The organism is Pseudoalteromonas sp. SWYJ118, assembly GCF_015864505.1.
Classification (GTDB): domain Bacteria; phylum Pseudomonadota; class Gammaproteobacteria; order Enterobacterales; family Alteromonadaceae; genus Pseudoalteromonas; species Pseudoalteromonas arctica.
In genome coordinates, this window is record NZ_JADYXC010000012.1 from 84,184 (window position 1) to 102,963 (window position 18,780).

The following is an 18,780-nucleotide window of genomic DNA, read 5'->3' on the forward strand; positions in this document are numbered from 1 at the left end:
TTAATTATTTAGCGCTCAACTCTAGCTCATCTGTTTGCTGATTTATATTGAATTTAAATCGCGATAAAAAGTTCATCCCTAGCAAACCTTGTCCGCGTGTGTTTTCAATGCTCAACACTTCAAAACCATAAATAATTTGCGAGCCCACTTTAAACGATTCAATTTGATAACGTTTTACAACAATTTGACCGTTAGCTGTGTTTACCGTTACATCGCCTAAATACAAAGGTTGTGGCGAAATTTGCTCAATTATACTTGTAGGTAGTGAGGTGATGCTTGCGCCTGTATCAATCATTAGTTCGGTCGATAGATTGTTATTTATTTCGGTGTTTATTAAGTAATGCGCGCCGTAAGGCGTTAAAGCAACAAAGTCGTCTTGCGATTGTGCTTTATTGATCATAGCTTGCAGTGTTTGCACTTGGCTTTTTAGATTGTGCTGGTTTGGCATTCGATCAAGGGTTGCTTGTGCACTAATTAAATCGCCTTGCTGAAAGTAGGCGTACGCAAGCGGATATAAAAACTGCGCGTTATCGCTTTTATAATCAAGCCAAATTTGTGTTTGCTCAATAATAGCTTGCCAATTTTGTTGCTCAGTTAATGTGTGTAATTCGTTTTTAGTGAGCGTATTTAAATGTGTATTTACGTTGTTTTGCTGATCAGCAGGTAGTAATGAATTCAGCTCAAATAAAGCAATAATGGCGTTTTGTGTTTGCTCGCTATTTATTAAATACTCAACCTGTAAATTAAGTATTTCTACGTTGTAAGGGCTGTTATTTAATAGCGCATTGAGAAGCGATTCGCTGAGTAATAAATTGCTATTTAGCCATGTTTTAAGCTGTATCAGCCACGATGAATAAAGGTTTTTTGCACTCTCTGGATTGCTGTTTTTTAACTGTTGATAGCTATTAAGTGCGGCTTCAAATTGGTGTTGTTCAAATTGCTGCTTTGCCGTATTTAGTAACGTATTTTGTTGTTTAGGCGATATGCTTTGCTGGGCACTTTGCGTTTTTTGTGGTGTAGTTAACGCAGGCTGCGGCCATAATAAATAAGCGTTAAGGCTAAGCGAGCCAATTAATAGCAAGGTGATTAGCTTGGTATAGTGGCTCATTGTGACCTCTTATTTTTAAACGAGTTTATACCAATTTTATTAAAACATGATCATTTTATCGCATTAAATAACTCACTAACTGCGTTAAAAATTATTTATATAGAACAACTATATGTCACAATTTCCGCCTTGTTATTGTGCTATTTTCTTAGCGCTATAATAGAACACTTATTTAATGCAATTGGTATTATTTAATAAAGTGCGTTAAGGCGTGGATGTTGACTATTTCAATATCAGCCAGCCCTTTATAAGCATAATTGGCGCCTTGATCGTTTAACCATACCGATTGGCAACCGGCATTATTTGCGCCTTGTACGTCGGTATCTAGGCTATCGCCAATGTGTAAAATTTCACTTTTAGCAACGTTTAAATGTGTGGCTGCTTTATCAAATAAGGTGCTGTGAGGTTTTGCTTTACCGTGCATACCTGCTTGCAGTACGAGTTCAAATTTATCGTGTAAGTTAAAGCGTTCAATTTCAACGTTACCGTTAGTAATCGCAACAAGCGTAAAGTGTTTGGCTAGGTTATCTAGTAAGTTTAGTACGTCATCGCTTACGACTATGTTGCTGCGCGCATCGGCAAAGGCGTTATAGGCGGCATTTGCATGGCGCTCTACATCATCTGCGGTAAACCCAAGTTTAGAAAGCGCTAAACGTAGGGTGTGTTTGCGCCATTTAGTTACATCATCTGCGAGATCTGGGTTTTGTATTACGGCAAGTTCGCGACATAGTTGCCAGTACTTTGGACCTTGCTCTTGATAGCCCGGTAGCGCGTTTAAATAATTTTGTTGGGCTTTAACGGCTGCTTTTATAATAGGGTGATTGCTGTATAGCGTGTCGTCTAAATCAAAGCTCATGACAGAAAATGGCTTAATAGCACGATTAAATCGGATCATATTTATTTTCCTAATCAGTTCGTTTTTTTGCGCGAGGGTGAGTGTTGTCGTACACCTTGGCTAAATGTTGAAAATCTAAATGCGTATACACTTGTGTAGCCGACAAACTGCTGTGCCCTAGTAATTCTTGCACGGCGCGTAAATCACCAGATGATTCTAAAATATGTGACGCAAACGAGTGGCGCAGCTTATGCGGGTGAACCTGCGAGCTAATGCCTTGTTTTATTCCCCACTCTTGCATGCGTAGGCGCACTTGGCGAATCGAAATACGATTTTTTTGGCTACTTAAAAATACTGCTATTTCATCGGGCTTTGTAAATTGAGGGCGTATTGTGAGCCATTTTTTTAATGCGTCTAACGCTTTTTTACCCACCGGAATTAATCGCTCTTTATTGCCTTTACCACGCACTAAAATTTCGCCATTAGCAGCGCTAATATCTTGCATGTTAGCGCCAACTAATTCGCTTATACGCAGCCCTGATGAATACATAAGCTCCATCATTGCCTTATCTCTAATTGCGAGAGGCTCGTCGTCAGGTATTTCGAGTAAGCGGGCCATTTGATCTACATCGAGATTTTTAGGTAAAGGTTTTGCAAACTTAGGGCCTTTTATACCCACAGCAGGGTTATGATAATGCGATTGCTCGGCAATGTTTTTTGCTTTTAAAAACTTATACAAACTGCGAATGCAGCTGAGCTTTAAACTAATAGTACGCCCACTTAATTGTTTTGAGCGCAGCGCCATGCTGTAGCGGCGAATATGCTCGCCTTGCACGCCAAACCAGTCGTCACATAATTTACTAAAATAGAGGGCTGCAAAACCAAGTTGGCTTACATATTGGTTTACGGTGTGTGCTGAATATTGTTTTTCGAACTTTAAATAATCGCTAAATAGCGTTATGGGTGTGCGCCAGTTATCGCTTAATTGAGTAATATTAGGTGCGTCGTCACTCATGCAAGTTTTTGTAACCGCAGGTGTAATGCGTTTATAAAGTCGAGTACAAAAAGGTTATCTTGCGCGGGCTCAAAGTGGTTTACGTTACTACTACCAAAGGCCAAAATAGCGATAGGATGTGTAATGTCGCCAATTAAATAAATAGCAGCAGATTGTGTATCTTCACTAAATAATTGTTCGCGTTCTTGCTGATTAATACGCCCTAAATAATGCCCAGAATGGGTAAGGCGATGTGCAATAAGTTCGTCGTATTCGGGATTGTATTTTACTAATTTGCAGTCGTTAACATCTTCACTTGAGCAAATTATATTACGCAGATTATTTGCTAGCGTATCAAAGTCGTCATGATTCCAAAGCTGGCGATGGCACTGGCTAAACAAACGATATACAAGCTCGTTTTGCGTTGCATGCTTGCTCATCGCGTCTATTTGGCTTTTTAAAAGCGTGTTGTGCTCGCGTAATTGGCGTTGCTGAATATGTACCAGCGACGTTGCACCTTGAGCTTGCTGTTGCAGCTCAAGTTGTGCGAGTAGCTCAGGGTGCTGAACTAAAAAGTCAGGATGTTGCTGCAAGTAATCAATAACCTGTTCTTTACTTAGCTCGCTCATAGCGCTACTTGTCCATCGAACACATGCTCTGCGGGGCCTGTCATGCGTACCGGGTGACCTTCGCCACTCCAACGTACTTGCAAGCTGCCGCCTGGTAAATCTACTTGAACGGTTGTTGATAACTTATTTTGCATATGACCAATAACCATTGCTGCACATGCCCCTGTGCCACAGGCTAGGGTTTCGTTAACGCCGCGCTCCCACACTCTTAATTTAATGTGTTCTTGCGACACAACCTGCATAAAGCCAATATTCGCTTTTTGCGGAAAGCGTTCGTGGTTTTCAAGCAATGGCCCCAATATATCAACTTGCGCGGTGGTTACGTCGTCAACTTCTAGTACGCAATGCGGGTTACCCATAGATACCGCGCCACTAAATACAGTGTGTTCCTCGGTTCTAATAATATAAGTAAGCTCGCGCTTGCTTGCTTTTAAAGGGATTTTACTGGGTTCAAAGTTAGGATGACCCATGTTAACCGTCACTTGACCGTCTTTTTCTATGTAGAGCGTTAAGTTGCCCGACTTGGTCGACACAGTAATTTTGTGCTTGTTAGTAAGGCCTTTCATGCGTACAAAGCGGGCAAAACAGCGTGCGCCGTTACCGCATTGTTCTACTTCGGTACCATCGGCATTAAATATTCGATAATGAAAGTCGAGATCAGGAGAGTATGGCGCTTCAACCATTAGCAATTGGTCAAAGCCAATGCCAAAATGGCGATCTGCCAGTTTTTTGATTTGATCTCGTGACAAAAAAACATTTTGTGTAATGTTATCAATCACAACAAAGTCGTTGCCTAAGCCGTGCATTTTGGAAAAATTAACTAACATAGCGCTCTAATTCGGTTTTGCTCTGTGCTAATCATGCCACAGAGCAGCTAGTAGACAAAAACGTTTATGGTAAAACTTTCTCACCTTGATAAAGGCTTTCAATAGTTTCGCGTTCACGAATAAGATGGTGCTGCTGACCATCTACCATTATTTCTGCAACACGCGGGCGCGAGTTGTAGTTTGAACTCATGGTAAAGCCATATGCACCAGCACTTCGCTGTGCGAGTAAGTCGCCTTGTTTAAGCGCTAGTTCACGATCTTTTCCTAAAAAGTCGCCGGTTTCGCACACCGGACCCACAATATCAAAGTTGTGAGTAGGTGTTTCGTCGTCGCGAACTGATACCGGAATGATTTTTTGCCACGCTTGATAAAGCGCAGGGCGAAGCATGTCGTTCATACCTGCATCTACAATGGCAAAAAATTTGTCTTGGTTTTGTTTAATAAATTCAACTTGAGTAACTAAAATACCTGCGTTAGCTGCAATAGCGCGCCCTGGCTCAAAAATTAGTTCAAGGTGTTTATAGTTAGCTAAGCGCTCGGTAACTTGCGCTGCATATTCACTTGGGTGCGGTGGTTGCTCGTTGCTATATGGCACGCCTAAACCGCCACCAATATCTAAGTGAGTTAGCTCAATACCGTTGGTTTTTAGCTCATCAATAAGCGCCATGAGTTTATCAAGGGCTTCTAAAAAGGGTCTTACTTCAGTTAATTGAGAGCCAATATGGCAATCAACACCAATTATTTTTAAACCAGGTAAAGCCGCTGCTTGTTGATAAACACTCACCGCTGTTTGAATATCAATACCAAATTTATTTTCTTTTAAGCCGGTAGAAATATACGGGTGTGTTTTTGCATCTATATCGGGGTTTACACGAATAGAAATAGGCGCTTCTAAATTAAGCTCACAAGCAACTTCTGAAATTCGCTCAAGCTCAGAAGCTGATTCAACGTTAAAGCATTTAATGCCTAACTTTAATGCGTACGCTATTTCGTCAGACGTTTTAGCCACGCCCGAAAAAACCACTTTAGAAGCATCGCCTCCTGCTTTAATTACACGTGCCAGTTCACCCTTCGACACAATATCGAAACCCGATCCTAAGCGCGCTAATATATTAAGTACGGCTATATTTGAGTTTGCTTTAACGGCGTAACACACCAAGCTTTTATGATTTTTAGTGGCGTTAGCAAACGCTAGGTAATGGCGCTCAAACGTAGCACGCGAGTATACATAACAAGGTGTGCCGTATTGCTGCGCTATGCTTGCCACACTTACGTCTTCGGCAAATAATTGGTTGTTTTTGTAGTTAAAATAATCCATTTATTGCTCCTGACTTTGCTGTGTTTTTGCTTGCTCAGCGGTAGTGGCTGGCTTAGCTGTATTTTGAGGTTGGTTTTGCTCTGTTTGTTGTTCTGGTAAATATAGCGGACCGCTCTGCCCACAGCCAGCTAAGGCGCTTAACAGTACAGTGCTTATTAATAGTTTTTTTAATTGTAAGGTATGCGTCGCTTTCATTAGATTAATATGGTTGCTGGCTTTATAATCGCAGAGTAACAGAATATCTAAAAAATGCAGCTATTCGCGGATGATTTTATTCCTGTTACACTAACAGTACACTTTTAAAGCTAAAACGTACCCAATATTAGGCGGCTCGCCTGCAAAGGAAATAACAATGACTGAACACGAATATCACCAATTAGCCGAAGCTCTTATGTTCACTATTGAAGAGCAAGTTGATGATTGCGAAGCTGATTTAGATTACGAATCGGCACAAGGTATTTTAGAAATTATTTTTCCTGATAAAAGTAAAATAGTAATCAATAAACAAGCGCCTCTTCATCAAGTATGGGTTGCGACTAAGTTTAACGGTCATCATTTTGAAATGCGCGATGGGTTATGGATTGATAACCGTTCGGGTGCAGAATTTTGGGCGTTTATAAATGAAGCATCAACTCGCCAAGCAGGCCAAGAAGTTAAGTGGCAATCAACACTATGAGTTTAGAGTTTGTAGAATTTCCAGCTCAAAGCGAGCATAAAGCAACGGTTATTTGGTTACATGGCTTAGGCGATTCTGGGGATGGTTTTGCACCAGTGGCTCCGCAGCTTAATTTACCAAGTGAACTGGGTATACGGTTTGTTTTTCCGCATGCACCAGTGCAACCGGTCACCATAAATGGTGGTATGGAAATGCGCTCTTGGTACGATATTAAATCTATAGAATTAGATAAGCGTGCCGATGAACAAGGCGTAAGAGATTCGGCTGCTAAAGTAGAAGAACTAATCAACAAAGAAATTGCTAATGGCATACCCGCTAATAAAATTATTTTAGCTGGTTTTTCTCAAGGTGGTGTTGTGTCGCTGCATTTAGCGCCGCGCTTTGAGCAAAAGCTTGGGGGTGTTATGGCGCTTTCTACTTATATGTGTGTGCCGCAAAAATTTGCTGATGAAGCAAAACATACCGATTTAAATGTATTTATGGCGCATGGTAGTCAAGACAACGTAGTACCGCATAGTGCGGGAAGAAGTGCGTTTGAAGTATTAACAGCACATAACATGGATGTAAGCTGGCAAGAATACCCAATGGCTCATCAAGTTTGCGCAGAAGAATTGCAAGCTATTCGCCAATGGTTAATTGCTCGTTTAAGCTAATTTTGGAACCGCTGAGGTCAATATGAGTCAAAAAATAGTTATTAAAGCAAATGTTAAACGCGAACTACAAGAGAGTGTACCAACGGTAAGCTACGAGTGGAATTGGCGTCGTATTGTGAGTATTGCTATGTTGGTATTAATGACCTCTGCAGCAGTTGTATATGGCTTAACAACCTCAGCCAGTGCAGAGCAAGGTGAGCATCCAAATGAGCAGGAACAATTTTTAAGCTTTAGCAGTAACGCTCAAAACCAGACAAACGTTGAAGTAACGGATGTTGAGCCTGAATCATCAATAAACAACATTCCTAACGAGTCCGCAGAGATAACGCAAACGAGCATTGAACCGTTATTAGCTGCGCAGAATGAAGTTGAGCAAAGCATATCAAATAATGCACCTGATAAAGTGAATCCAGTAAATAATGATACAGTTTTATTAGCTAGCAACGATATTGTGATTGATCAAAGTGAGAGTATTAATACAGAGTTAAACTCAAACCTTGATAATGATGCGCAGGAAGAAACCGAAGAAGCTGAAAATATAGCTGAGTATGCTGATCAGAGTGACTTACTTTTAGATCAAAAAAGCGATGATGGTGCATTGAGTGGTACTGAAGGTTTTTCGCCTACAGCACAAGTGGCAAGTGTGGCATTAGGCGCGCAAATAGACACAGATAAAATTAGCCGTGCGGTACTTACTCGTAAAGTAAGTAAGCGTGAGCCTACTAATGTGTTTGCGGCAGATATTAGGTTAAGTCAGTTTGATGAAGGGTTATCGTTTTTTAGCGAGATTAAAAACCTTCAAGGGCAGCAAGTTAAACATGTTTGGACGTTTGAAGATGAAACTATGGCTGAAATTACACTCAATGTTACTTCGCCTCGCTACAGAACCTACTCAACAAAAAATATTATGGACACACAAACAGGCCACTGGCGTGTTGATGTTGTAGATGAGCAAGGTAATTTAATTGCCCAAAAAGAATTTAGAATTTTAGCTGACTAAAACTAGCTAAACGCAGTAATTAATTGGATACCCTTATGACAGAAAAAACAAAATTAGTACGCATCGCAACTCGTAAAAGTGCTTTAGCACTTTGGCAGGCCGAATTTGTAAAAGCTGAACTTGAGCGTTTTCATGCAGATGTACGCGTAGAATTAGTCCCAATGTCGACGCAAGGGGATATAATTTTAGATACGCCTTTGGCCAAAATTGGCGGTAAGGGTTTATTTGTTAAAGAGCTTGAGCAAGCCATGTTAGATGGCCGAGCTGATATTGCCGTACATTCTATGAAAGACGTACCAGTAGAGTTCCCAGAAGGATTAGAGCTGTATACTATTTGTGAGCGTGAGGATCCGCGAGATGCGTTTGTATCAAACAATTTTGCTAATTTAAACGCTCTACCACAGGGCGCTATTGTGGGCACTTCGAGTTTGCGCCGTCAGTGCCAAATTAAAGCACTTCGTCCTGATTTAGATATTCGTGATTTACGCGGTAATGTAAATACGCGTTTAGGTAAGTTAGATGATGGCCAATACGATGCTATTATTTTGGCTGCAGCAGGGCTTATTCGTTTAGAAATGGAGTCGCGTATTGCCGACTATATTGAGCCAGAAGTATCATTACCGGCAAATGGTCAAGGCGCTGTAGGTATTGAGTGCCGTATTGATGATGAAGTAACAAAAGCATTACTTGCACCACTTGAGCATACTCAAACACGTATTCGCGTAAATGCAGAGCGTGCGATGAATCGCCATTTAGAAGGTGGTTGCCAAGTGCCTATTGGTGCTTATGCATTAGTTGATGGCGAGCAGGTACATTTGCGTGGTTTAGTGGGTGCTGTTGATGGCAGCGAAATTTTACGCGACGAAGTAACTGGTCATGTAAATGATGCAGAAAAACTAGGCATTGAGCTTGCTAAAAAATTACTAGCTCAAGGCGCAGACAAAATATTAGCTGAAGTTTATAGAGACGCATAAATGACACATATTCTGATAACTCGGCCCGAAGGAAAAGGCGCAGCCCTTGCACAGCAATTAGAGCAAGCGGGTTATCAGGCGTCTTTGTTTCCGGTATTAAAAATAACGCATTTAACACCCTCTAGCACTGAGCTGAGTCCGCTGTTAAATGCGGACAAAATAATATTTATATCGCAAGATGCAGTCAGTGCGCTTGCGCAACTAAAACCAGATATAAATACAAAAGCGCAGTTTTATGCGGTAGGCCAACAAACAGCCGACACAATATATGAACAATTTGGTGTGCGTGCTGCATTGCCTAAATCTAAGCAATATGATTCAGAGGGGTTACTGGCTCTAAAATCACTTGCTCAGGTTGATGGTAGTAATATAGTTTTGGTTAAAGGACAAGGCGGTCGCCCAGATATAGCAAAAGTGCTTAAAGAGCGCGGTGCTTTTTTAAATAATTGCGTAGTGTACAAACGTGAACCGATAAGTGAATTAGGTGGTAACTGGACTGACCACTGGAAAAGCAATAATGTACACGGTATAGTCATAACAAGTAATGCAGCAGTCGATGCCATTTTTACTCCCCTTGCTGCACCACAACTACAATGGTTACAACAGTGCCAATTTTATGTTGCCAGCGAGCGCATTGCCGCATATTTACAGCAACAACAAGTAAGTTTGGCTAATATACATATTGCAGCAGGAGCTAGCGATGACGCTATGTTTACCTGTATTAATCAGCAAGGTAGCAACATGAGCGAACAGTCAAAGTCAGTTACGGCAGAAAAAGCCACTCCAACAACAGCTAATACGGCCTCGGTTAAATCAGCTAAACAAGAGCCTGTAGCCGCTAAAAACACCGCAAATAAAAATAAACAAAAGGTTAGCAAAGTCGCAGTGCTTGCACTTCTTATTTCGCTAATTGTGGCCTCAGGTGTGGGTTATGAGTTTTATCAAAAATTAAATGCGGGTAAGGCGCAAAACCTGGCCGCGAATGAGTTGAGTGAGCAAAATAAGTTACTCGCTCAAGAGCTGCAAGCACTTAAGTCAGCACAATCTAATTTGCAGCAAGCGCTATTTAATAGTGAGAAAAAAGTAGCCGCAACCCTAAGTGAAAGTGCAGCTCAAAATCAGCAAGAGCTAAAAGCAGCCCTGCAAAAAGCGCAGCAACAAGGCTCGTCTTTAAACCCACAAGAAGTAACCAGCTTACAGCGTATGGCTGAGTTTAAGTTATGGGCTGAAAAAGATTACCAAGGCACTAGTGCTGTTTTAAAGCGCTTAGATGCATTACTTAGCGAACACCCTGGAACAGTTGAAGTTCGCCAAGCTATTATGCAAGACATACAAACACTTGATAGCCTTAAACCTGTTGCAACAGAGGCTATTTATTTACAGCTAAACAGTGTACTAAGCAGTATTGACGACTTAGTTTTTAATGCAGTTAATTTGCCAGAAGAAGTTACCGAAGTAGATGAAAATGAATTAAGTGAAGATATAAATGATTGGCAGCAGAATTTAAATAACAGCTGGGGTCGCTTTTTAGACAGCTTTTTAACACTTCACCACCGAGAAGGGGGAGTAGTTGCTCCATTTCTTGATGAGCAAGAGCGTCACCTCGTTAATCAACGTATTAAGCTTTATATTACTCAGGCACAAGATGCGTTACTTAGTAAACAAGCTAGCATCTACTTTAGTACTTTAAGTGAAGCAAAGCGCTTAGTTGATGAGTATTTTAAGAAAGACGATAACGCTACACAAATGGTTTTAAAATCAATAGCTAACCTTGAGAAAGAATCACTTAACTTTAGCCCTAAAGTAACACTTCAAAGTACACAGCAGGTTAAGGAGTGGGTGCAATGATAGGGCTAATAATACTGGTTATTGCGTTAGTACTTGTTATTGGTGTAGCTCCTTACGTTATAAATGAGAAAGGTTATGTCCTTTTCTCATTTAATAACTATACAGTTGAGGGCACTATGATTGCTTTTTGCGGTACAGTGATTGTTATTACTGCGATCGTATTTATTACATATAAGCTAATCCGCTACTTATTATCGATTTATCATAATACTAAACATGGCTTTTTTGCACGTAGCCAAGAGCGTAAACAAGCAGCGATTGAACAGGCGTTGTGGAGTGCTATTAACGATGATTATGAGCATGTAGAGCAGGCTCTATCGGGTAATAGCGTACCAGATAAGTTTGAAGATATTCGCTTAGCATTACTTGCAAAAGCAGCGCTTGCTAATAATCAAACAGATAAAGCACTTGAGCGTTTATTTGAAATAAGCCCAGAGCATCAATTAAAAGTAGCAAAGCTATGGTTGGCAAGTGGCGACAGTAGCGCGATTGAATCACAAATGCGTATTAGCGCAGAAGCTAAAAAAGCCACCGCACTTGAGTTAAAACTTTATGCAGAAGTATTAGTACAGCAACAACACTTTAGTGCGCTGGAAGATTTTTTGCCGCGTTTATTACGCAAAAAAGCACTTACTGATGCACAGTGGACGCAGTTATTTAGTGCCTACTTTAATGCGTTAGATGCAGACAAACTGAGTGAAAAATATAAACAGCTACCGAAAAAGCTGCAAGCTCATGCCCACACCGCATATTTAATGCAAATGGCGCAAGCAGGTCAATTGGCTGTTATCGAAAGTGACTTAATTAAAATGGTTAAGCATAATGAGCAACACTTAGAGCTTGCCAATATATTAAGTAAAGCAACAGCAGCCGACGCGCCTAAGTTGCAAATAAACATACAAGAACGCCTTAAAAAGGATGATTCAAATAATTCACTATTACTTGCGCTGGCTTGCCTTGCTAATGCTAAAGGTGATTATGACTTAGCAGCTAGAATTTTTGATAAAGCACTGAATAGTGACAATAAAAAACAGTTCTCTGAACAAGCTGTTTTAAGTTATAAAAATAGTGCACAAGCAGAAAAGGCGCTCGTTTTATATCAATAAATGACTACACTATAACTACTTAGCATTTTTTGTAGTTCAGGAGCACAAGCATTGAGAAAGTTTTTAATATTAACCCTTAGCTTGGCTTGTGCTTACTTCTTTACTGGGTATTTTAGCAACTCACTTCTTTCTGTTGATGGCTATGCGGTCGCCTCTTGGCCGCCCTCAGGAATTGCTTTAGCGAGCTTTTTAATTTGGGGACGTAAGTCATTTATTGGCCTTATTCTTGGTGCTTTCTGTACTAACTTAATTCATCTTGATAACACCGTAGATATTCTTCATTTTAATGTGCTTTTACAAGCTATTTGCGTCACTTTAGCATCTGTTTTACAGGCTTGGATTGGTCGTCAAATCATAGTAAATGTTATAAAGGCTCCACTAGATTTATCTTCTTTAAAACACAGTGTGCAGAGCCTAATAGTAGCAGGGCCAATATGCTGTGTTATTGCTGCAGGTGTGGGAACTAGCTTATTAGCATTGAATAATGTGATCCCTACGCATGCTATTTTTGATAGCTTTATAGCATGGTGGATTGGTGACAGTATCGGTGTACTTATATTTACTCCACTCATGCTCGCAGCCTTTAATTACACGCAAGTACGCCACCGTATGTTGGTAATTTTACCTTCACTATTAATTTATATACTGATCAGCGTTAGTTTTTATGGCGCTGCCAGTGTTAAAAAAGAAAAAGACATTCAAAAGCAAGAAGCCAAAATACTTACTGTGCAAAATGCTATAAGCCAGAAGCTCGATGGTATTACTGCTCACTTAGGATTGTTAGCTACATTTTTTGCTAGTAGTAATGACGTGAACTTTAAAGAGTTTAAACAATTTACTTCAAAGCAGTTGGACTATAGCCAAGAAATTTTAGCATTTGAATGGATACCTTATGTACCAGCAAATAAACTCGCAGATTTTGAAACACATGAAAATACAGCCACAGGCAAAACTTTATACATAAAAGAAAAGTCACTTGATGGAGGTTGGCAACCTGCAGGTACTCGTAGTAATTACTTTCCTGTAAAATATGTATATCCCTTAAAAGATAATGAAGGTGTTTTAGGGTTTGATTTAGCTTCTAGTAAAGTAAGAGGTGCAGCGCTTAGCAAAGCGAAAGAGCTTAATGAACTTGCACTAAGTGAGCCAATTAATTTAGTCCAAAATACAGCTGAAGACGGTGTGCTTTTTTTATATCCTGTTTTTGGAGAGTCGTCTACCGAAGATGATTTTCAAGGTTTTGTGGCAGCGATTGTCAGTCTGAAACGCTTATCGCAAACACTATTATTTGATCACAACAACTCAATTTCAGTCAGTTTTTTTGATACAACGATACCAGGGAAAAAGCAGGCAATTTATATTGCCGATACCGATAACTCGCAAACGCTGTTTAAAGAATATCAATTGTTGATTGGCAAACGCATGTGGCAGGTCGAGTTATATGAACCAATAGTTAGAACGTCTTGGTTAATGTATTGGCTTGCACAAATAGTAGGTATGTTGTTTGTGTGGTTACTGATTACATTTTTGATTTCAGTTACAGGTACAAACATACAAATTCGCGAACAAGTGGCTAAGCAAACGCATACATTACGCAAAGAAAAACAAAAAGCAGATGAAGCGAGTCATATTAAAGGACAGTTTTTAGCAAACATGAGTCACGAAGTCCGTACCCCTATTAACGGTATAAAAGGGCTGCATTATTTAGCGCTGCAACAGAATGATTGGCAACAAGCAAGAAGTTACATTGAACAAGCAGATGGAGCACTGGGTGTTTTACTGCGGGTATTAAACGATGTGCTCGACTTTTCAAAAATGGAAGCAGGCAAGCTAGACTTAATGCAAGAGCCTATTAATGTAGCGAGTTTAGCGGATGAAATGCTTAATTTACTTCAGTTTGAAGCTGACATTAAATCAATAAAGTTAAGTCTAGATTTTGATAAAATATCAAATTTGGTCATTAATACCGATCCAATCCGCTTAAAACAAGTGCTGCTGAATCTGCTCAATAATGCGGTTAAATTTACAGGGGAAGGTGAGATCACTCTGAAAATTTGGCAGTCGAAAAAAATGACTTACTTTAGTATTAACGATACGGGTATTGGTATTAGTAGCGAAGCACAAAAACAATTGTTTAAACCGTTTGCGCAAGCCGATAGCTCAACCTCACGTCAATATGGTGGTACAGGCTTAGGGTTAAGTATTTGCAGAAAGCTGGTTGAGTTAATGGGTGGTGCAATTGATTTAGTCAGTTATGAAGGTAAAGGTTCTACATTTACATTTAGTTTGCCGCTTATATCGCCTTTACCAAAGGCAGAGCAAATTCAACAGCAATACGACGAAATAGATGTAAGTACCTTATCATTCGCAAACTATAAGTTACTTTTAGTCGAAGATAACCCACTTAACCAGCATGTTGCCAGTGCCATTTTAAAAACAAAAGGGTGTATTGCCGACATTGCTAATGATGGTTTTGAAGCCATAGGAAAGCTAACCGAAAATAGCTACGACATTGTTCTTATGGATATTCAGATGCCAAAAATGGATGGACTCCAAGCAACAAAAGTAATTCGTTGTGATTTAGGGTTAATTGATTTACCCATAATAGGGCTATCGGCGAACGCCCATGACGATGACGTTAAAAAGGCATTAGCCTCTGGAATGAATAGTTATATTACCAAACCTATTGATGCAAATACGCTTTTTAAAACTCTTTGGCATTATTTATCAAATAAATAAGTAACGTTATTTTTTGCACAAAAAGCAGACATATGACCGCTTAAACTTAACGCAAACCATATAGACTTGAAAAATAACTATATCTGCGTATCATGCGCGCAAATTTAACTAAACTGGGTTGCTATTATGATCAATAGAAAATTACCTTTGCTAGATATTCACCGTCATTTAGATGGTAATGTACGTGCGCAAACCATATTAGAACTTGGTCGTCAGTTTAATATAGAGTTACCTGCAGATAACGTTGAGGCATTAATTCCTCATGTTCAAGTTATTGACCCTGAGCCAAACCTTATGGCTTTTTTACAAAAGTTAGATTGGGGTGTCACTGTACTTGGCGACTACGATGCGTGTAGACGAATAGCGATTGAAAACATTGAAGATGCACAAGCACAAGGCCTTGATTATGTAGAGCTTCGATTTAGCCCTTACTACATGGCACAAAGCCAAGGTTTACACCCAGAAGGGGTTGTAGAGGCGGTTGTTGATGGTATTAAATCAGCAACAAAGGATGCAAATATAAAAGCTAACTTGATTGGTATTTTATCGCGTACTTATGGCGTAAAAACATGTCAAAAAGAGCTTGATGCTTTACTCGCATTTAAAAATGATTTAGTCGCTGTTGATTTAGCCGGTGACGAAATTGGCTTTCCTGGTGAGTTGTTTGTAGAGCACTTTAAACAAGTACGAAATGCTTATTTAGCTTCGACTATTCATGCTGGAGAGGCACTCGGTGCTCCAAGTATTTGGCAAGCAATTAATGAGTTAGGTGCAAGCCGAATAGGGCATGGCGTTAAAGCTATTGAAGATCCAAAACTAATGGATTACTTACGCGATAACCGTATTGGTATTGAGTCGTGCTTAACAAGTAATATTCAAACCAGTACAGTAAACGATTTAGCTAAGCACCCACTTAAACAGTTTTTAGATCACGGTATTTTAGCGTGTATTAATACTGATGACCCTGCGGTTGAAGGCATTGAAATTGAGTACGAATATACCGTTGCAGCACCTAAAGCGGGCTTATCTCAAGCTGATATGGAAAAAGCCCAAAAAAATGCATTAGAAATAGCATTTTTAAGCGATGGCGATAAAAAAGAACTTTCAGCAATCGTTAGCGCACGTTAACTCCATTTAATACACATTAAAAATGCCGCTTTATAAGCGGCATTTTGTTATCTGCAATTTAGTGTGTTTGGCAGCTCATGTAATTATCGTAAAGTGCTTTAAGTACATCTGCTCGGCTGATCATGCCGATTACTTTAACACCCTCTACAACAGGGTAGTTTTTTGGTTTACCGGGCTGCATTTGCTCTGCAAGCTCAATAATATTGGTATCGCCGCTAACGGTCACTACCTTTGTTTGCATAAGTTGCGATACTTTAACCATCCCATCACAAAAATAACTGCTTTGCGTAAGTGGTTTTAATAGTTCTTGCTCAGATATAAATCCGACTAGGCATTTATCTTTATCAAATACTGGTGCGCCAAGTAGTTTAAATTTTTGTAGTTCTGCTATGGCTGTTGTCATTTCTGTATCTGGTGTGATATTTGGCAACTTGCGTTGCATAAAATCTTTTACTTTTGTATTTAGCATTTGGGTCTCTCCCGCTGATGTTCTATACAAAGTATGGTTTATAGATAGGAATTTAGGAAATTGTTTATGTTGATGAGATTGATAGGTTTTAACTATTAAGTATTTGTTGTTATATAAAATAAAAGCACCGATTAGGTGCCTTTATTCATAACTGAAAGTTAATTTCAATTATTTGATAAATGCGAATGCATCTGCGTACATGTTTTCACGAATTGCACCATGAGTAATAAAGTCATCACGGACAATACCTATCATGTCAAAACGACCGGCCATATAAATATCGTATGGTTCAAGTGATACAATATCTTGCATTACCGCTTTATGTACATAGCCAGTGTGACCTTGCCAATTAGCAGATGGATTTTCTACCACAGGGATAAACTCAAAGTTTTTGTGGCTATCGGCCCATGTTTGCATTTCTGTATGTGCGTATAAAGCTGACTCTTCTTTTACACCCCAGTAAAATAATACAGGACGGTCGCACTTAATTTCAGCTAAGTGATCAGCCATTGATTTTGCGTATGAAAAACCAGTGCCACCGGCAAGTAAAATAATAGGGCGCTCACATTGCAGGCGCAACTGTGAAATACCCAAGCCAGCTTCAATGTCTACTAACTGCCCAGTGGTATGCGCGTTTCGTAAATGTTCCAGCGATTGCATTGCATACGAATCGGCACCTGACGCGCCAATATGCAGTTCTATTGCATCGCACTGTGAAGGGCGACTAGCTATAGAAAAAGCACGTTTGTCTTTTTCGCCCAATACGAGTTGCATGTATTGGCCAGCTTCAAAGGTCACAGGTTGTTGTGGCTTTAAAATTACTTTGTGAACAAATTCTGTAAGTGGGCTGATAGCTACAACTTCAGCTTTTAATGTTTGCATTTTTTACCTTTTAGCAGCGCTTTAAACAGCAGATACGCAATCGAATGACTCGATTCTAGCATATCTGCAGGGTTATTTTATAGCCTGTTATGTACTTACATATAAACACTTAAAGGATATTAAGGCTTTCCCAAATATCATCTACGCGGTCTTTGGTGTCTTTATCCATAACAATAGGCTCGCCCCATTCGCGGGTGGTTTCGCCAGGCCATTTATTGGTGGCATCCATTCCCATTTTTGAACCCAGGCCAGAGACTGGCGATGCAAAATCGAGATAATCAATAGGTGTGTTTTCTATTAATGTTGTATCGCGAGCAGGATCCATTCGGGTTGTTATAGCCCAAATAACATCTTCCCAATCACGGGCATTAATATCGTCATCGCACACAATTACAAACTTGGTATACATAAACTGACGTAAGAACGACCAAACCCCCATCATCACGCGCTTGGCATGGCCAGGATATTGTTTTTTCATTGTTACAATCGCCATACGGTACGAGCACCCTTCAGGCGGCAGATAAAAGTCGACGATTTCAGGAAACTGCTTTTGTAATATCGGCACAAACACTTCATTAAGTGCTACACCTAAAATCGCAGGCTCATCAGGCGGTCGGCCAGTAAATGTGCTGTGATAAATAGGATCTTTACGATGCGTTAAGTGAGTGACCGTCATAACTGGAAAGTCATCTACTTCATTATAGTAACCAGTATGATCGCCATAAGGGCCTTCAGGTGCGATTTCACCTGGCATAATGTAACCTTCAAGTACTATTTCTGCACTGGCAGGGACTTGCAAGTCATTGGAAATAGATTTTACAACTTCGGTTCTGCTACCACGTAATAAACCAGCAAATGCATATTCGCTTAATGTGTCGGGTACAGGCGTTACTGCACCTAATATAGTAGCTGGATCGGCACCTAGTGCTACCGAGACAGGGTAAGGCTGTCCTGGGTTTTCTTTACACCATTCTTGAAAATCAAGCGCGCCACCACGATGCGACAACCAACGCATAATTATTTTATTTTTACCTAATAATTGCTGGCGATAAATGCCTAAATTTTGGCGCTTTTTATAAGGCCCTTTAGTAACTGTAAGGCCCCAAGTAATTAATGGCGCTGCATCACCTGGCCAACAATGTTGAATAGGTAATTTAGTTAAGTCTACATCATCACCTTCTAAAACTACTTGTTGGCAAGGCGCTTTTTTAACTTCTTTTGCAGGCATATTAAGCACTTGCTTAAAAATAGGTATAGCACCTAGAGCTTCTTTAATACCCTTTGGTGGATCAGGTTCTTTTAAAAAAGCGAGTAGCTTACCCACTTCGCGAAGCTCGCTAACATCTGTTTGGCCCATGCCCATTGCTACGCGTTTTGGTGTACCAAATAGGTTGGTAAGCACCGGCATATCGTAGCCTTTTGGATTTTCGAATAATAACGCAGGGCCTTTTGCACGCAATGTGCGATCAGATATTTCGGTCATTTCAAGATACGGGTCGATTTCTTGGGTGATACGTTTAAGTTCGCCTTTTTTTTCAAGCAAATCGATAAAATCACGTAGATCTTTATATTTCATTGTGGGCCGCTATTAAGC

General features: G+C 40.0%; 18 protein-coding genes. 8 read left to right on the plus strand and 10 right to left on the minus strand.

The genetic code is table 11. The features are described from left to right. Positions 1–4: 4 nt before the first annotated feature. The 7 genes from I6F48_RS12575 to lptM form a co-directional block, all read right to left on the minus strand. Positions 5–1,108: a retroviral-like aspartic protease family protein gene (locus I6F48_RS12575; RefSeq protein ID WP_197119564.1), complete on the minus strand. Its 1,104-nt coding sequence runs from the start codon at positions 1,106–1,108 to the stop codon at positions 5–7. Positions 1,109–1,295: 187 nt separating this feature from the next. Beyond that, on the minus strand, positions 1,296–2,003 hold the full coding sequence (locus I6F48_RS12580; RefSeq protein ID WP_121954373.1) for an HAD-IA family hydrolase: 708 nt from the start codon (positions 2,001–2,003) through the stop codon (positions 1,296–1,298). 10 nt (positions 2,004–2,013) lie between these two features. Further along, positions 2,014–2,958, minus strand: a complete 945-nt coding sequence (locus I6F48_RS12585) for a tyrosine recombinase XerC (protein ID WP_007580545.1) — start codon at positions 2,956–2,958, stop codon at positions 2,014–2,016. After that, positions 2,955–3,566 carry a DUF484 family protein gene (locus tag I6F48_RS12590; RefSeq protein WP_197119565.1) on the minus strand — a complete coding sequence of 204 codons (612 nt, stop codon included), beginning with the start codon at positions 3,564–3,566 and terminating at the stop codon, positions 2,955–2,957. Before I6F48_RS12590 ends, I6F48_RS12585 begins: the two co-directional genes overlap by 4 nt. Further along, the gene (gene dapF / locus I6F48_RS12595) at positions 3,563–4,393 is read right to left on the minus strand and encodes a diaminopimelate epimerase (protein ID WP_024589649.1); all 831 of its coding nucleotides are present in this window, start codon (positions 4,391–4,393) and stop codon (positions 3,563–3,565) included. Before dapF ends, I6F48_RS12590 begins: the two co-directional genes overlap by 4 nt. A gap of 64 nt (positions 4,394–4,457) precedes the next feature. Continuing rightward, positions 4,458–5,711 carry a diaminopimelate decarboxylase gene (gene lysA, locus I6F48_RS12600; RefSeq protein ID WP_197119566.1) on the minus strand — a complete coding sequence of 418 codons (1,254 nt, stop codon included), beginning with the start codon at positions 5,709–5,711 and terminating at the stop codon, positions 4,458–4,460. Next, on the minus strand, positions 5,712–5,906 hold the full coding sequence (gene lptM / locus I6F48_RS12605; protein ID WP_166419563.1) for an LPS translocon maturation chaperone LptM: 195 nt from the start codon (positions 5,904–5,906) through the stop codon (positions 5,712–5,714). A gap of 157 nt (positions 5,907–6,063) precedes the next feature. On the opposite strand from lptM, the gene cyaY reads away from it, so the two are divergent. The 8 genes from cyaY (at position 6,064) to add (ending at position 15,835) form a co-directional block, all read left to right on the plus strand. Further along, on the plus strand, positions 6,064–6,387 hold the full coding sequence (gene cyaY / locus I6F48_RS12610) for an iron donor protein CyaY (RefSeq protein ID WP_007377335.1): 324 nt from the start codon (positions 6,064–6,066) through the stop codon (positions 6,385–6,387). Further along, positions 6,384–7,040, plus strand: coding sequence for an alpha/beta hydrolase (locus tag I6F48_RS12615; protein WP_166419584.1), 657 nt, complete (start codon positions 6,384–6,386; stop codon positions 7,038–7,040). Before cyaY ends, I6F48_RS12615 begins: the two co-directional genes overlap by 4 nt. A 22-nt stretch (positions 7,041–7,062) precedes the next feature. Beyond that, a complete protein-coding gene (locus I6F48_RS12620) occupies positions 7,063–8,040 on the plus strand; it encodes a DUF2914 domain-containing protein (RefSeq protein WP_165729327.1) in 978 nt (325 codons plus the stop codon). A 35-nt stretch (positions 8,041–8,075) separates the two neighbouring features. Then, positions 8,076–9,014: a hydroxymethylbilane synthase gene (gene hemC / locus I6F48_RS12625; protein WP_165729326.1), complete on the plus strand. Its 939-nt coding sequence runs from the start codon at positions 8,076–8,078 to the stop codon at positions 9,012–9,014. Beyond that, entirely contained in the window at positions 9,015–10,862 is a 1,848-nt protein-coding gene (locus tag I6F48_RS12630; RefSeq protein ID WP_197119567.1) for a uroporphyrinogen-III synthase, read from the plus strand. Continuing rightward, the gene (locus tag I6F48_RS12635; protein WP_165729324.1) at positions 10,859–11,968 is read left to right on the plus strand and encodes a heme biosynthesis HemY N-terminal domain-containing protein; all 1,110 of its coding nucleotides are present in this window, start codon (positions 10,859–10,861) and stop codon (positions 11,966–11,968) included. The genes I6F48_RS12630 and I6F48_RS12635 overlap by 4 nt, the downstream gene beginning before the upstream one ends. Positions 11,969–12,019: 51 nt before the next feature. Further along, positions 12,020–14,707 (plus strand): CHASE domain-containing protein, encoded by a 2,688-nt coding sequence (locus I6F48_RS12640; RefSeq protein WP_197119568.1) that lies wholly within the window; start codon positions 12,020–12,022, stop codon positions 14,705–14,707. Positions 14,708–14,833: 126 nt separating this feature from the next. Further along, positions 14,834–15,835 (plus strand): adenosine deaminase, encoded by a 1,002-nt coding sequence (gene add / locus I6F48_RS12645; RefSeq protein WP_024592609.1) that lies wholly within the window; start codon positions 14,834–14,836, stop codon positions 15,833–15,835. 58 nt (positions 15,836–15,893) lie between these two features. Here the strand turns inward: add and I6F48_RS12650 are convergent, their stop codons facing one another. From I6F48_RS12650 to ubiD, 3 genes are all read right to left on the minus strand, one after another. Continuing rightward, the gene (locus tag I6F48_RS12650; RefSeq protein WP_007580571.1) at positions 15,894–16,304 is read right to left on the minus strand and encodes a CBS domain-containing protein; all 411 of its coding nucleotides are present in this window, start codon (positions 16,302–16,304) and stop codon (positions 15,894–15,896) included. A 168-nt stretch (positions 16,305–16,472) separates the two neighbouring features. Then, positions 16,473–17,186 carry an NAD(P)H-flavin reductase gene (gene fre / locus I6F48_RS12655; protein WP_024589658.1) on the minus strand — a complete coding sequence of 238 codons (714 nt, stop codon included), beginning with the start codon at positions 17,184–17,186 and terminating at the stop codon, positions 16,473–16,475. 109 nt (positions 17,187–17,295) lie between these two features. Beyond that, entirely contained in the window at positions 17,296–18,762 is a 1,467-nt protein-coding gene (gene ubiD, locus I6F48_RS12660; RefSeq protein WP_024589659.1) for a 4-hydroxy-3-polyprenylbenzoate decarboxylase, read from the minus strand. Between the last annotated feature and the right edge of the window lie 18 nt (positions 18,763–18,780).